This window comes from Pseudarthrobacter sp. MDT1-56 (assembly GCF_059383555.1).
In genome coordinates this window covers 99,241-113,402 of the sequence record NZ_JBWZCK010000003.1, presented here as the reverse complement: position 1 = coordinate 113,402, position 14,162 = coordinate 99,241, and the positions used below count along the sequence as shown (strand labels likewise).

Below are 14,162 nucleotides of genomic sequence, written 5' to 3'. Positions count from 1 at the left end.
ATCATGACCCTTTCAACGCCCTCCCAGGCGCCCGTTTCCGCGGCGCCCCATCGTCCTGAAGACGCTGATGCCCTTACCGGGCGTACCCCTGCGCCGGAACCCGCCCCGGCACCGCCGGAACCGCCGGCACGCGGGCGGTATGCCCGCCTGCCGCTGCTGGCCGGCCGAAGCTTCATCCCGATCGGGCTCTTCGCCCGGCTCCCGCTCGCCATGCTCACTGTCGGAGCCCTCACCCTGGTTACTGCCGTCACCGGATCCATCGCAGTCGGTGGCGTGTCAGCCGGCGCCGTAGGCATCGGCTCGGCGCTCGGCGCCCCCGTCATCGGCGCACTGGCAGACCGTCGGGGCCAGCGCCCCGTGCTGGTCCTTGCCGCCGCCTTCAACACCGTCGCCGTCATCGCACTGATCCTCGCCGTCTACCTGATCCCCGGCGGAGAGGACCTGGCGGCCGCCCTCCCGGTCCTGGTAGCCGCCTTCGTTGCCGGTGCCAGCTGCCCGCAGGTGGGACCGCTGGCCCGGGTCCGCTGGATGGCACTGACCGCCCGCGGCGGACGCAACGCCGACCCCGCAGACCTGGACACGGCACTGTCCTACGAAAGCACCGCCGACGAACTGACCTTTGTCCTGGGCCCGGCACTGGTGGGAATCCTCGCCAGTCTGGCCGCACCGTGGCTGCCGCTCGCCCTCGCCGCGGCGCTGACCATCACACTCGTACCGGCCTTCGCCGTGCACCCCACGCATCATGTGGTCGTCCGAACGCCTGCGCGGACCGTGGCCGGTGCCGCCCGTGAGAAAAAGCGCCGGGCGTCCCTCCCGGCCGGACAGCGCGCGGGCGCCTTCGCCGCCGTCGCCCTCCCCGTGCTGGCCATGGTCTGCATGGGCACGTTCTTCGGCTCCACCCAGACCTCGCTGAGTTCCTTCTCCGCCAGCTTCGCCACCTCCGACCTGGCCGGCCTGCTCTACGCGGTGATGGGGCTGAGTTCGGCCGCGGCGGCCCTGTCGGTGGCCTACTGGCCCCAGCGGTTCACGGCCAACGCCCGCTGGCTGGCCTGCGCGGCGCTGATGGCAGGACTGGCGTTGCTGCTGTTGCTGCCCTCGACGGCGCTGCCCATGATCCTTGTGCTCCTGGTCCTGGGCCTCCCGGTGGGGCCACTGATGGTCACGGTCTTTGCGATCGGCGGACTCGTAGCCCCGGCGGGAAAACTGGGCACGGTCATGACCGCGCTGGCCAGCGGCATCGTGGCCGGCACCGCGATCGGCTCATCCATCGCGGGACAGCTTGCGCAGCACCAGGGCTACTCGACGGCGTTCCTGGTGCCGGTGTGCGCCGCCACGGCACTGTTCCTGCTGGGAGCGGCGGCCGCCGTCGTGCTCCGGCTGCGGAACAGGACGGCGTCCGTCGGCTGACGAACCCCGGATGCCCTATCACTTGTGGGTGCTCTGAGCGCCTGAGAAGGGCCCTAAGTGATAGGGCAACGGGGGACGACGACGGGCTGCGGGTTCCCGTCGAGGTCCAGGACCGGGGAGGCCTCGGTGTACCAGATGGCGTCCTCGTCCTCGTAGGTGACGTGCAGGCCGAGCATGTCCACGTAGAACTCGCGGGACTTGGCGAGGTCGGTGACCACCAGGTCCATGTACGCGCAGCGGACGATATCCGGTGCCGGAACGGTCGGGGTGATGATGTCGTTGGCCATGATCCGGACTCCTCATTGAGTGTGGGGCAGCAGATGGGGAGCCAGGGGCAAGGCGCGCTACTGCGCCGAGGCACCGAACTTCGGGGTGTGCACGGTGCCGAGGGTGATGTGGACGGCCTGCTGGTCGGTGTAGAAGTCGATGGAGCGGTAACCGCCCTCGTGCCCCAGACCGGAAGACTTGACCCCGCCGAAGGGCGTGCGGAGGTCGCGGACGTTGTGGCTGTTGAGCCAGACCATGCCGGCTTCGAGGTTCTGCGAGAAGTTGTGCGCCCGGGTCAGGTCGTTGGTCCAGACATAGCCGGCCAGCCCGTACCGGGTGTTGTTCGCCAGGGCCAGCGCCTCGGCGTCGTCCGCGAACGGCGTGATCGCGACGACGGGGCCGAAGATCTCCTCCTGGAAGATCCGCGCGTCCGGGGCGACGTCGGCGAAGACGGTGGGCGCGATGTAATTGCCGGTCGGGAGGTGATCCGGGCGGCCGCCGCCGGCCAGCAGCCGGCCTTCGGTCTTGCCGATCTCCACGTAGGAGGCCACCTTGGCGTAGTGCTCCGGGTGGACCAGGGCGCCGACCTCGGTCTTCGGGTCGTGCGGGTCGCCGACCACGATGTTCTTCGCGCGGGCGGCGTACTTCTCGCAGAATTCCTCGTAGATGTCCTGGTGGACGAGGATGCGGGAGCCGGCGGTGCAGCGTTCGCCGTTGAGAGAGAAGACACCGAACAGGGTGGAGTCGATCGCGGCGTCGACGTCGGCGTCGGCGAACACGATGGCCGGGCTCTTGCCACCCAGTTCCATGGACAGGCCTTTGAGGTTCTCCGCGGCGTTGCGGAAGATGGTCTTGCCGGTGGTGGTTTCGCCGGTGAAGGAGATCAGGGGAACGTCCGGGTGTTTGACGAGGGCGTCACCGGCTTCCTCGCCGAGGCCGTTGACCAGGTTGAAGACCCCGTCGGGCAGTCCGGCGTCCTTGAAGATCTGCGCCCAGAGCGAGGCGGAGAGCGGCGTGAACTCGGCCGGCTTGAGCACTACGGTGTTGCCGGTGGCCAGCGCGGGCGCCAGCTTCCAGGACTCCAGCATAAACGGGGTGTTCCAGGGCGTGATGAGGCCGGCGACGCCGATCGGCTTGCGGTTGACGTAGTTGATCTGCGCGCCGGGGACCTTCATGGCGTCGTCGAACTGGGCCACGATCAGGTCCGCGAAGAACCGGAAATTTTCCGCCGCGCGCAGGGCCTGGCCCTTGGCCTGGGTGATGGGCAGGCCGGTGTCGAAGGTCTCCAGTTGGGCCAGCCGGGTCTCCTGGGCTTCGACGGCGTCGGCGATTTTGTTCAGGATGCGGGCGCGTTCGCGCGGCTTCATCCGCGGCCACGGGCCGGTGGTGAAGGCCTTGCGGGCGGCGGCGACGGCGAGGTCGATGTCCTCTTTCTGGCCCGCGGCGGCGGTGGCGTAGGTTTCGTTGGAGACCGGGTCCAGGACATCGAAGGTCCTGCCGCTGATGGAATCGACGAATTCGCCGTCGATGTAGTGGCGAATCCGTGTCGGAAGGTCGTCTGGAAGGTAGTGCTCAGCCATCACATCTCCTCATTGAGTATGAAATCGTATACGATACAAACTGCCTGAGACCGGCCTGCTTGTCAAGCATTCCCCGGAACGAGCTCCGCGGGCGGCGGGGAGTACCCCGTCGCTGTCAGCCCAGCTGGCTCTCGATGCGCCGGGCACTCGCGGCCAGGGCCGCTGCGACCTCCCCTGGGTCCTGCGCGGCGCGGATATACACAACGGCGAGAGCCGCCGGCCGGCCGCCGGGAACCCGGATCGGTACGGCCAGCGAGGAGACGCCCGAGATGACCTCGTCATGGCTGGCGGCATAACCGCGGCGGCGCGCCTCGGCCGCTTCGGCCCGGTAGGGGATGCCGGGTGCGGCGGCGGCCCATTCCTCTTCAGACAGCGCCGACTGGATCGCGATGCCGGGGGCGCCGGCGCTGATCGGATGCCGGGAGCCGGGATGCTGGACCACAGTGGCGCCGGTGTGGCGCGGATCCACGGTGACCAGCGTGACGCATTCCGCGTGGTCCCAGACGGCAACGAAAGCGCTCATTGTCAGCGCATTGGCGAGCTGGGTGAGCTCCGGCAGCGCTGCCGTCTGCAGGTTCCGTGAGACCCCCCTGGCCAGGACGGCGAGGCCCGGGCCGGGCTGGACCCGGCCGCCGTCGTCGCGCACCAGCAGGGAATGGTCTTCAAGAGTGCGGAGGATGCGGTAGGCCACGGAGCGGTGCACCCCCATGGCGTCGGCCAGTTCGGCGATGGTGAGCGGGTGCTGGGCGTCGGCCAGGATTTCCAGGGCGCGGATGCCGCGAGACAACGTTTGGGACGGGGAAGCCTGGGCGCTGCCGGCGGTCGGGGTCATGTGTCCATCCTAGATCCGGGCGGCGGGGGAACCTGGCGGCGCCGTTCGGCCCTTGTGCTCCGCCTCACAGTGCGTTAGCGTTCTATATGGGAACTACTTGTTCGATTATAGAACTTGCAGGGATAAAATGCACCCCTGGCAAGACAAAACGCAAGCCCAGCAGACAGCCGTCACCCAACGCAAGGGATCAGTGATGATTGCCAAGCCCCGCACCGGGCCGGTCCCGGTTGTTCCGGGCCGCACGTCCGGGGCCCGGAACCACTCCTTCCGCGGCAGCCTGGGCCGGTTCGCCACCGGCGTGGCGATCGTGACCTTTGACGGTGCCACGAAGCGCCACGGTATCACCGTCAATTCCTTCACCTCCGTGTCCATGGAGCCGCCCCTGGTGCTTGTGAGCATCGCCCGCGCCGCGAAGGCCCACGACGAGCTCGCCGGCCGGCCCTTCACGGTCAACATCCTGGGCGCGGAGCAGCAGCACCTCGCGCTGCACTTTGCCGGCCGTCCCGGACCGGAGCCGCTCTGGGTGGAGGGTGGAACGTCCCCGCGGCTCTCCCATGTGCTTGCCTACTTTGAGTGCAAGCCCTGGGCGGCGTACGACGGCGGGGACCACACCCTCTATATCGGTGAGGTCGTGGACTTCAACTACCGCAACGGCGATGCGCTGGCCTACGCGAACAGCACCTTCACCACCATCCCGGAGAGCCAGCTGGGCATGGAGGACCTGCTGTGAGGCCCCCGCAGCGCCCGGCCCCACAGGGGCCCGGCTGAGACCTCCGCACCCGCTTTCGACTCAGCTCAACGATGACTGGAGAAACCACAATGGGTATCCGTACCGGACAGCAATACCTGGACAAACTCAACGCCATGACGCCCCACGTGGTGATCGACGGTGAGGTTGTCAGCGAAAAGATCGCCGAGCACCCTGCGTTCCGCAACGTGGCGCGTTCCTACGCCAAGCTCTTCGACATGCAGCATGACCCGAAATACCAGAACGCCCTGACGTACACCTCGCCCACCAGCGGTGACCTTGTCAACGCGTCATTCCTGGTGCCGAAGACCGTCGAGGACCTCAAACGCCGCCGCCGTGCCATTTCAACCTGGGCCGAGTCCTCCAACGGATTCCTGGGCCGTTCCGGCGACTACATGAACTCCTCGCTCACCGCCCTCAGCACGGCCGGGAAGTGGTTTTCCCAGGCCGATCCCAAGTTCGGCGAGAATATCCGCAACTACTATGAGTGGGCCCGGGAAAACGACATCCTCGCCACCCACACCCTGATCCCGCCCCAGGTCAACCGCTCCGTCTCCGGCTCCGAACAGCTTGGCGGCCAGCTGTCGGCCCGGATTGTCGAAGAGCGTGAGGACGGCATCGTCATCCACGGCGCCCGGATGCTGGCCACCATCGCCCCGATCGCGGACGAGCTGCTCGTCTTCCCCTCCACGGTGCTCCGCGGCACGCCGGAGGACGCCCCGTACTCCTACGCCTTCGCCATCCCCAACGACGCGCCGGGCCTGCGCTACCTGTGCCGCACCTCGCTGTACAACGGCGGCAGCACCCACGACGAGCCGCTCGCCTCCCGGTATGAGGAAATGGACGCCGTCGCAATCTTCGACCATGTCTTCGTTCCCAACGAGCGCATCTTCATGCTCGGCAACCCGCAGCTGTGCAACGGCTTCTACTCCGGAACCGGCGCCGGCGCGCTCATGACCCACCAGGTGGTCACCCGCACCATCGCCAAAAGCGAGTTCTTCCTCGGCCTGGCCTCCGAACTCGCCGACTCGATCGGCATCGACGGATTCCAGCACATCCAGGAGGACATCGCGGAACTGATTGTCGACGTCGAAATCGGCCGCGCGCTGGTCCGGGCCTCCGAGGCGGATGCGGAGCTCAACGAGGCCGGTGTGATGCTGCCGAAGTGGTCCACGCTGAATGCCGCGCGCAACTGGTACCCGAAAGTCGCCCAGCGCTTCCCGCAGATCATCCGCAAGTTCTCCGCCTCCGGCCTGATGGCGCTCCCGGGCGAAGCGGACGTCAACAGCGACGCCCGCGCCGACATCGAGATGTACCTGCAAGGCAAGTCGCTGACCGGCCCGGAGCGCGTCCGGCTGTTCAAGCTGGCCTTCGACGCCTCAGTCTCCGGATTCTCCGGCAGGCAGTCGCTGTACGAATATTTCTTCTTCGGCGATCCGGTCCGGATGGCCGGCGCGATGGTGAACAGCTACGACCGCGGGCCCGTCCGGGCCCGGGTCAGGGAGTTCCTGAACCGCACCGACTGAGCGCCGGAGAGGGACTTTGCCGTCTTTTTTGGTGGCGGCAAAGCTTTTTTCCCAAGATGTGTGCCCTATCACACAATCCATAGTAAGATTCTGAATACTAACTGACCGTTCGATCAGTAAATGCTAGAGGCATTCAGTTATTCCATCGCACCCACCCCGGGCAGTACCTCTGCCCCCAGCAACGGAGTTCCAATGACCGCAACTTCAAGTGTCGATTCTGAGGCGGGCCCCAGCAGCAAGCATGAGGAACGCAAGGTCCTCGCGGGCACCCTGGTCGGGACCACCATCGAGTGGTACGACTTCTTCATCTTCGCCCAGCTGACGGCAACGCTGCTGTCCCCGCTGTTCCTGGCGCCGTTAAACGCGTCCAACCCCGGCCTGGCGCAGATCCTGTCCTTCGCCCTCATCGGCATCAGCTTCCTGTTCCGCCCGCTCGGCGCCATCGTCGCCGGCCACCTGGGTGACCGCCTCGGACGCAAGGCCATGCTGGTCTTCACCCTCATCATGATGGGTGCCGCGACGGCGCTGATCGGCATGCTGCCGACCTACGCCCAGATCGGCGTCTGGGCGCCGGTCCTGCTGATCCTCCTCCGCGTCATCCAGGGCTTCTCCGCCGGCGGCGAATGGGGCGGCGCCGCCCTGATGGCCGTCGAGCACGCTCCCAAGAGCAAGCGCGGCCTATTCGGCGCGTACCCGCAGATCGGTGTTCCGGTCGGTATGATCCTCGCCACCGGCCTCCTGTACTTCCTCAACACCAGCATGTCCAAGGAAGACTTCGCCTCCTGGGGCTGGCGTGTGCCGTTCCTGCTCTCCATCGTGCTGATCGTCGTCGGCTACCTGATCCGCCGCGCTGTGGCCGAGAGCCCCGTCTTCAAGGAGATGCAGGACCGCAAGGAAGAGAGCAAGGCTCCGCTCGGAGAGCTCATCCGCAAGCACAAGAAGGCCGTCCTCTACTCGACGATGATCTTCATCGGCAACAACGCTGCCGGCTACCTGCTGATCGCGTTCTTCATCTCCTACGCCACCAAGTCCCTGAAGATGCCCGTCGCCCAGATCCTGCTGGCCACCACGCTGGCTTCCTTCGGCTGGCTGATCTTCACCCTGGTCGGCGGCTGGCTGTCGGACAAGATCGGCCGCGTCAAGACCTTCCTGATCGGCTACGGCATCGTCTTCGCCTGGATGATCCCGATGTTCGCCCTGATCGATACCAAGAACATCCTGCTCTACGGAGTCGCGCTGTTCGTCCTGACCATCGGCCTGGGCCTGTCCTACGGCCCGATGTCCGCGATGTACGCCGAGATGTTCCCGGCGAACGTGCGCTACTCGGGCATCTCGATCGGCTACGCCTTCGGCGCCATCCTGGGTGGTGCGTTCGCGGCCACCATCGCTGAGGCCCTGCTGCAGGGCACCGGCTGGACCGGTTCCATCGGCATCTACATCATGATCCTCTGCGTTATCTCTGCCGTCGGCGTCCTGCTGGCCGGGGAAACCAAGGGCCGCCCGCTCGGCGTCAGCCACGGCGCAACGGATGACGCGGCAAGGCACTAGCAACAGTCAAGCCAGGAGGGGTGCGGGCCGCAAGGTCCGTGCCCCTCCCGTCTTTAACCCAGGGCGGGCACTCCGCGTCCATCCGTCACCTCCGCATGGGCCGCCGCTGACCCAGCGTTGCTGTTCAGCCGGCCCGGGCGCCCAGCAGCCGGACGACGTCGTCGTCCCGCACCTGCCGGAAGGCGCGGTAATAGCTGCCGACGGCGCGGAAGTGGCCGGGGATGAAGAGGCTGACGACGGCGTCGGCGAGCTGCTGCAGGGACGCCTGTGCCTCCAGGGAGGCAACCGGAACCGCGACGACGACGGTTGCCGCGCCGGCCGCCCGCACCGCCTCGAGAGCGGCCCGCATCGTCGCTCCGGTGGCCATCCCGTCGTCGGTCACGATCACGGTCTTGCCTGCCAGCGGCAGCCTCGGCCCCGGGTCGGCTCCGCTGCGGCGCTCGAGTTCCGCCTGCTCGGACCTCACAACCTCATCGAGCGCGGACTGCGGAATCCCCAGCTCGAGGAGCTCGTCCACGACGGGCCGGTTCAGTACCCGCACCACCCGGTCGTTGACCGCGGCCAGCGCACCGAAGGCTGTTTCCCGGTGCCCGGGGATCCCCAGCTTGCGGACCGGAAGCACGTCCCAGGGCAGCTGAAGTGCTGCAGCGGCCTCGGCGGCAACCGTTACACCGCCGCGCGCGAGCCCCAGCACCACAGCGTCCGGGCGTCCGCGAAACTGGGGGAGCGCGGCGGCCAGGAGCCTGCCTGCCTGCTCGCGGTCGGTGAAGCGCATGCCCATGGAGACCCCTCTTCCGGTTCCGGCCCCTTCTGCTGCGGCCAGCCTACGTCCGGTCGGGTAGCTGCGCGAGATGGTTGCCTGGAGTGGGGCTGGGGAGTTCTAACCATCCATCGAATGGAAAAACGGCTGTAGCATGTCCACGGGTTGGCCGTGCCGGCCGACCCGTCTACGTGTAAATGACTTGGGAGAATCCATGGCCGGAGGCTTTTACGGCGCGGACGTGGCGCAGCTGCGCATGCTGGCGTCGCAGGCCGGAAGCAGCGCCCTGACCCTCAGCGGCCTTCACCGCCGGCTGGCCTCGGAGCTTGCCGCGTCGAGGCACTGGCAGGGGAACGACGCCCGAACGTTCAGAACGGACTGGGAAACCAGCCATTCGCGTTCCATGATTCGGGCCGTCCAGCTGCTGGAAAAGATGCAGCGCGAGCTCACGGCCAACGCTGACCAGCAGGAAAGGGCCAGCGTAGCCGCCGGCGGTCCGTCCTCTTCACCCGGTGTGGCCGCGCCTACGGCTGAGCTCGCCACACCGGCCGAGCTGGGATCCATGTCCCCCCGGCAAGTCCTCGAGTGGTGGAACGGACTCAGCGCCAGCCAGCAGGCCGAATTTGCCCGGCTCTATCCCTTTGCGGCCGGCAACACCGACGGACTCCCTGTCGCGGCCAGGATCGAAGCGAACCGCGTGGCCGCCGCAGGCCGTCTGGCCATCCTGGAGCAGGACGGAAAAGGCTGGACGGAGGAAGCCGAGTACCTGAAGCACACAGTGGAGGGAAGCATCGATCTCGTGGCCTACGATCCTGCGAAGGGTAATCTCATTGAGATGATCGGCGACTACGACGGAAACACCACGACAGTCCTGACCTATGTTCCGGGAACGTTTGCCACGGCAGGTGACTTCTATGACGGAACAGCCCAGAAAATGGCAGCGTTCCTGCAGCAGTGGGATCCGGACGGCAGCACGGCGGCCTTTGTCTACAAGAACAGTGAGTTTCCCCAGGACCAGACGTTCGTGCAGTCGGCGGACAAGACCTTCGGGGAGCAGGCTGGCCGGAAGCTGGCGGACTTCGAAGAAGGTCTCGCCGCGCAGAACCCGCCCGGCGCCCGGACGGTGGCGGTGTCCCACAGCTGGGGCGAAGCTGCGGTAGCGTCGTCTGAAATGCACGGGACACATTACGACCAGCAGGTCTCCCTTTCGGGCGCCTGGATGCCGGACGGATGGAAGGCCGATCCGGCGACCGAGTACCACCATTTCGCTTATGACTTTGACGCGCTGGCCACCGCGCAGCGGCTGGGCCTGGTGGGTGAGAACTACCCGCTGGAGGATCCGGCGTTTACGAAGCACATCTACGATGACCCTGCGAGGAACTATCAGGTCGGTCCGGTGAAGATCACGACGGACCCGATGGCCAAGATCGACAACCACAGCCTGATCGCCAGCGCTCAGGATGCCAAGAACCGTGAGGCCCGCGAGGACATTGCCCGCGTGGTCTTTGGGGGCCGCAAATGAACACCGCCAGACGTCCCGCACGATTGTCCTACGCCGTATCAGTCCTCTGCCTGGCAGCCTCACTGGCAGCCTGCGCACCCGCTACCGAACCCCGGAGCCCCAGCATGGATCTTGCCACCGCCAAACAGTCCACCCGCGCGCAGCAGGACGAGCTGCTGTCGGTGGTCCCCTCCGCGGCTGTATCGACGACGAAGCAGACCGAGACCTCCCGCGCCCTCTTCGAGTGTGAGGCCGGCGGCTACTACTGGCCGGGGACACTGGATATCGTCCTCAGCGACGACGCCGACGGCGCGGCGCTGCTGGAGCAGATCAAAGCTGACTGGTCCGCCAGGAGCGGCTGGACCGTCAGGGACAAAACGAGCGTCAACGGCGACCCGGAACTGGTGATCGTGAGTGAGGAAGGTTACCGGCACTCGATCGAGTTCAGCCCGGAGCGGAACGCGCTCAACGTCCTGTCCTCCTCGGCATGCTTCCAGATGGAGGGAAAGCCCAAGCCGGGTGTCGATTACTAGAACCCAACCAGGTCCCGCGTTGTAGTGAGGCGCCGGAGATCAGACGCCCAGGAAACTGATGGCCCCCTGCTTGAACGCGCGGCTGGTGATGGCGTTGGTGTGGTTCCGGCCGGGCAGGACGAGCTGCTCGACCATGGCGCCCGCCGTCGCGCCCAGGGCCGCGAGTTCCGGCATCGACGCGGCGCGATCGTCCTTCTCCCCGGCCACCAGCAGCATCGGCATGTGCGGCACGGCCTCGGCGGGGTCGAACGGCTCGCTCTTGATGGCCTCCACGAGGGACAGCAGTGAGAAGATGTTGTTGCTGGGGAGCATCTGGGCCATCTTCAGCAGTCCGGCGGTGGACGCGTCGGCGATCGGCGTGCCGTCAGCCAGATAGCGCTGCGCGGCAACGAGGTCGAAGTCGGCCAGCGGATCGGCGACGTTGGGCCCGCCCAGGACCAGCCGGTGCACCAGCTCGTGCTGGGTGGCGCCGAACTCCCAGGCCAGCCGGGAGCCGAGCGAGTAGCCAACCAGGTCCAGTCCGCTGGACGGGTCACCGTCACGCAGGGGGCGGACGCCGGCGTCGAACGCGATCTGCAGCAGATCCGCGCGGATCCTGCTGGGCGTGTAGGAGTCCATGTCCTCGGGGGCGCCGCTGCGGCCGTGGCCGGGCAGGTCTACCGTGATGACGCGGCGGCCGGCCTCCAGCAGGGCGGTGAGCCAGCCGGTGTCCTCCCAGTTGAGCTTGGAGGAGGAAGAGAAGCCGTGCAGCAGCAGCACCGGGCGCAGTCCGGCGTCGGACCCGGGCTCGTGCACCCCGACGTACAGCTGCGGGTCGGTGCCCTCGACGGTATGGGAATGCTGTTCGCCGGTGTGTCTGCCGCTCATGGTGTCAGTCCTCATCAAGTACGGCGCTCAGGCGGACCCGGCGCTTCGGTGCCTCTTCCTTCGGGACCGTGCCCACAATGCCGGCGGTGTTGTCCGGCACCTCAAACACAATCAGGGGCTCGCCGACATTGATCTTGTCACCGGGCCCGCCGTGGATACGCACCACTTTACCTGCCTGCGGACTGGGCAATTCAGCGGCTGACTTGGTGGTTTCCACCTCAACGAGGGGCTGGTTGCGCTCCACCTGGTCGCCCGGGGCCACGAGCCATTCCAGCACGGTTGCCTCGATCAGGCCCTCGCCGAGATCCGGGAGCGGGAAGGAAATTTCAGCCACGTTTGTACTCCAATACTCGCTGGATCCCGAAGAGGATCCGGTCAATGTTCGGGATGTATTCGTCTTCCAGGTCCCCCGAAGGGTACGGGACATCGAAGCCGGTAACCCGCTCCACCGGTGCCCTGAGCGTGTCAAAGCAGCTTTGGGTGATCAGCTGGGCCACCTCGGCGCCCAGGCCGGAGGTGAGCGGCGCTTCGTGGACGACGACGGCGCGGCGCGTCTTGCGCACGGAGGCGGCCAGCGCCGCGGCGTCGATCGGCTTGAGCCAGCGCAGGTCAAGGACCTCGATGTCGATCCCGTCCTCGGCGGCGAGTTCGGCCACCTGGAGGCAGCGGGCCACCATGGCGCCCCACGCGACGAGGGTGAGGTGCCGGCCTTCGCGCATGACCTTCGCGCCGGTGGGGGAGCCGCCGGCTGCATCGTGGCTGGTGACGTCCACCTCGCCCTTCTGCCAGTAACGCGACTTCGGCTCCATGAAGATCACCGGGTCCGGCCGCGTCGCGGCGTACTTGAGCAGGTGGTAGGCCTCGTGCGGGTTCGACGGCGAGACCACCTTGAGGCCGGGCACGTGGGCGAAGAGTGCCTCGAGGCTTTCGCCGTGGTGTTCGGGGGCGCGGATGCCGCCGAAGCTGGGAACCCGCAGCGTGATGGGCATCGGCATGGTGCCGCGGCTGCGGTAGTTCATCCGTGCGATCTGGCAGACGATCTGGTTGATGGCTGGGTAGGCGAAGCCGTCGAACTGGACCTCCGGGATGGGGTGGAAGCCGGCCATGGCCAGGCCCACGGACATGCCGAGGATGCCGGATTCTGCCAGCGGCGTGTCAAAGACGCGCTGTTCGCCGTGTTTGGCCTGCAGGCCGTCGGTGATGCGGAAGACACCGCCGAGCCGTCCGCAGTCCTCCCCGAAGATCAAGGTCTTCGGGTTTTCGGCGAGCACCTCGTCGAGGGCCCGGTTGAGGGCCTGCTGCATGGACATCACGGTGGTGGCTGCCGGGCTCTCTGCGCTGGTGGCGGTGCTCTCGGCGGTGCTCTCGGCGGTGCTCTTGGCAGTGGCGCTCGCGCCTTCGAGAATCGAGTTAGACATGTTCAGACTCCTCGCGCCAGTTGGCGGCCTGGGCCTGCAGGGCAGGGGTGGTTTCCTGGAAGACCAGGTCAAACATTTCGGTGCCGGGGCGGGAGCCCAGCTCCTGGATGCCGGTGCGGATCTGTTCCTCCTCGGCTTTGGCCGCGGCGAGGGCCTCGGCGAAAAACGCCTCGTCGGCAATGCCGTCGGCGAGCAGACGCTGCCGGAGGCGCTCCAGCGGATCGGCGCCGGCGCCGTCGCGCTCCTCATCGAGCGAACGGTAGCGTCCCGGATCATCCGAGGTGGAGTGCGGGCCGCGGCGGTAGGTCATGGCCTCGATGAGCACGGGCCCGTTCCCGGCCCGAGCGTGCGCGAAGGCGCGGCGGGTGGCCTCAACGACGGCGACGACGTCGTCGCCGTCGATCTGCAGGGCCGGCATGCCGTAGCCGGCGGCGCGGGCGGCGACGGAGCCGCCGGCCACCTGGCGTTCGGTGGGAACCGAGATCGCCCAGCCGTTGTTCTGGACAAAGAACACCACGGGGGCCTTCATGACTGCGGCGAAGTTCAGGGCCTCGTGGACATCGCCCTGGGAGGAGGCGCCGTCACCGAAGTAGGTGAGCGCGACGCCGAGTTTGCCGTCGGTGCTTGCTGAGTTTGCTGTGTCTGCTGTGTTTGATCCGGCGGTGCCGGCGGCCAGCGTCTGGCCGTGGGCCCATCCGACAGCGTGCAGGACGGAGCCGGCCACGACGGCCTGGATCGGGGCGAGCCGGGACTCCTGCGGGTCATAGAGGCCGCCGTGCCAGGTGGCCTTGTGGGTGGCCATGTACGCCACCATGTCCACGCCCATGGTGCGGGCCACGCCCATCTCGCGGTAGGTGGGGAAAACGAAGTCCCGGGTGGTGTCCACGGCATAGCCGCTGCCCACCTGGGCGGCCTCCTGGCCGAGTTCGGGCGCGTAGCCGGGGATGATGCCCTGGCGCTGCCAGGCGATGGCCGAGGTATCGAGGTGGCGGACCGCCACCATCAGCGAATAGAGCTCGCGGAGCTGGGCGGGAGTGAGCGGTTCGGCGGCATCGCCGGAAGCCACGGGAAGAGTGTCCATGGCTGTGACCCTAGTCACCCGCTATGCGCTGTGCAATCAGCTGCTGAATCACTGACCAGACTGCACAAGAGTGTCAGCAGAACTGGGGTGAAGC

Annotated in this window: 14 protein-coding genes; 6 read left to right on the top strand and 8 right to left on the bottom strand. The window is 67.1% G+C overall.

Going from position 1 to position 14,162, the window contains the following annotated elements:
* Nucleotides 1-3 precede the first annotated feature (3 nt).
* Entirely contained in the window at nt 4-1,407 is a 1,404-nt protein-coding gene (locus tag AC50YC_RS05505) for an MFS transporter (protein WP_494952582.1), read from the top strand.
* A 53-nt stretch (nt 1,408-1,460) separates the two neighbouring features.
* On the opposite strand, the gene AC50YC_RS05500 is transcribed toward AC50YC_RS05505, so the two are convergent.
* The 3 genes from AC50YC_RS05500 to AC50YC_RS05490 all read right to left on the bottom strand — a co-directional run bounded on the left by AC50YC_RS05500 (nt 1,461) and on the right by AC50YC_RS05490 (nt 4,086).
* Nucleotides 1,461-1,694 (bottom strand): VOC family protein, encoded by a 234-nt coding sequence (locus AC50YC_RS05500; RefSeq protein WP_494952581.1) that lies wholly within the window; start codon nt 1,692-1,694, stop codon nt 1,461-1,463.
* Between the two features lie 57 nt (nt 1,695-1,751).
* A complete protein-coding gene (gene hpaE / locus AC50YC_RS05495; RefSeq protein ID WP_494952580.1) occupies nt 1,752-3,254 on the bottom strand; it encodes a 5-carboxymethyl-2-hydroxymuconate semialdehyde dehydrogenase in 1,503 nt (500 codons plus the stop codon).
* Between the two features lie 115 nt (nt 3,255-3,369).
* Complete coding sequence (locus AC50YC_RS05490; protein ID WP_494952579.1) at nt 3,370-4,086, bottom strand: IclR family transcriptional regulator; 717 nt, start codon at nt 4,084-4,086, stop codon at nt 3,370-3,372.
* Nucleotides 4,087-4,279: 193 nt separating this feature from the next.
* Between AC50YC_RS05490 and AC50YC_RS05485 the strand changes: the two genes are divergently transcribed.
* The 3 genes from AC50YC_RS05485 (at nt 4,280) to AC50YC_RS05475 (ending at nt 7,908) form a co-directional block, all read left to right on the top strand.
* Nucleotides 4,280-4,816, top strand: coding sequence for a flavin reductase family protein (locus AC50YC_RS05485; protein ID WP_494952578.1), 537 nt, complete (start codon nt 4,280-4,282; stop codon nt 4,814-4,816).
* Nucleotides 4,817-4,905: 89 nt separating this feature from the next.
* On the top strand, nt 4,906-6,360 hold the full coding sequence (gene hpaB, locus AC50YC_RS05480) for a 4-hydroxyphenylacetate 3-monooxygenase, oxygenase component (protein WP_494952577.1): 1,455 nt from the start codon (nt 4,906-4,908) through the stop codon (nt 6,358-6,360).
* Nucleotides 6,361-6,552: 192 nt separating this feature from the next.
* The gene (locus AC50YC_RS05475; RefSeq protein ID WP_494952576.1) at nt 6,553-7,908 is read left to right on the top strand and encodes an MFS transporter; all 1,356 of its coding nucleotides are present in this window, start codon (nt 6,553-6,555) and stop codon (nt 7,906-7,908) included.
* 124 nt (nt 7,909-8,032) lie between these two features.
* Here AC50YC_RS05475 and AC50YC_RS05470 read toward each other — a convergent pair whose 3' ends face one another.
* Nucleotides 8,033-8,689: a phosphoribosyltransferase gene (locus AC50YC_RS05470; protein ID WP_494952575.1), complete on the bottom strand. Its 657-nt coding sequence runs from the start codon at nt 8,687-8,689 to the stop codon at nt 8,033-8,035.
* 193 nt (nt 8,690-8,882) lie between these two features.
* Between AC50YC_RS05470 and AC50YC_RS05465 the strand changes: the two genes are divergently transcribed.
* Nucleotides 8,883-10,190, top strand: a complete 1,308-nt coding sequence (locus AC50YC_RS05465) for a WXG100 family type VII secretion target (RefSeq protein WP_494952574.1) — start codon at nt 8,883-8,885, stop codon at nt 10,188-10,190.
* 104 nt (nt 10,191-10,294) lie between these two features.
* Nucleotides 10,295-10,702, top strand: a complete 408-nt coding sequence (locus AC50YC_RS05460) for a hypothetical protein (protein ID WP_494952573.1) — start codon at nt 10,295-10,297, stop codon at nt 10,700-10,702.
* Between the two features lie 39 nt (nt 10,703-10,741).
* Here the strand turns inward: AC50YC_RS05460 and AC50YC_RS05455 are convergent, their stop codons facing one another.
* From AC50YC_RS05455 to AC50YC_RS05440, 4 genes are read right to left on the bottom strand one after another with little or no spacing between them, the layout of a single operon-like run.
* Entirely contained in the window at nt 10,742-11,569 is an 828-nt protein-coding gene (locus AC50YC_RS05455; protein ID WP_494952572.1) for an alpha/beta fold hydrolase, read from the bottom strand.
* 4 nt (nt 11,570-11,573) lie between these two features.
* Entirely contained in the window at nt 11,574-11,903 is a 330-nt protein-coding gene (locus AC50YC_RS05450) for a biotin/lipoyl-containing protein (RefSeq protein WP_494952571.1), read from the bottom strand.
* A complete protein-coding gene (locus AC50YC_RS05445; protein WP_494952570.1) occupies nt 11,896-12,987 on the bottom strand; it encodes an alpha-ketoacid dehydrogenase subunit beta in 1,092 nt (363 codons plus the stop codon). The genes AC50YC_RS05450 and AC50YC_RS05445 overlap by 8 nt, the downstream gene beginning before the upstream one ends.
* Nucleotides 12,980-14,068 (bottom strand): thiamine pyrophosphate-dependent enzyme, encoded by a 1,089-nt coding sequence (locus tag AC50YC_RS05440; RefSeq protein ID WP_494952569.1) that lies wholly within the window; start codon nt 14,066-14,068, stop codon nt 12,980-12,982. The genes AC50YC_RS05445 and AC50YC_RS05440 overlap by 8 nt, the downstream gene beginning before the upstream one ends.
* Nucleotides 14,069-14,162: the final 94 nt, after the last annotated feature.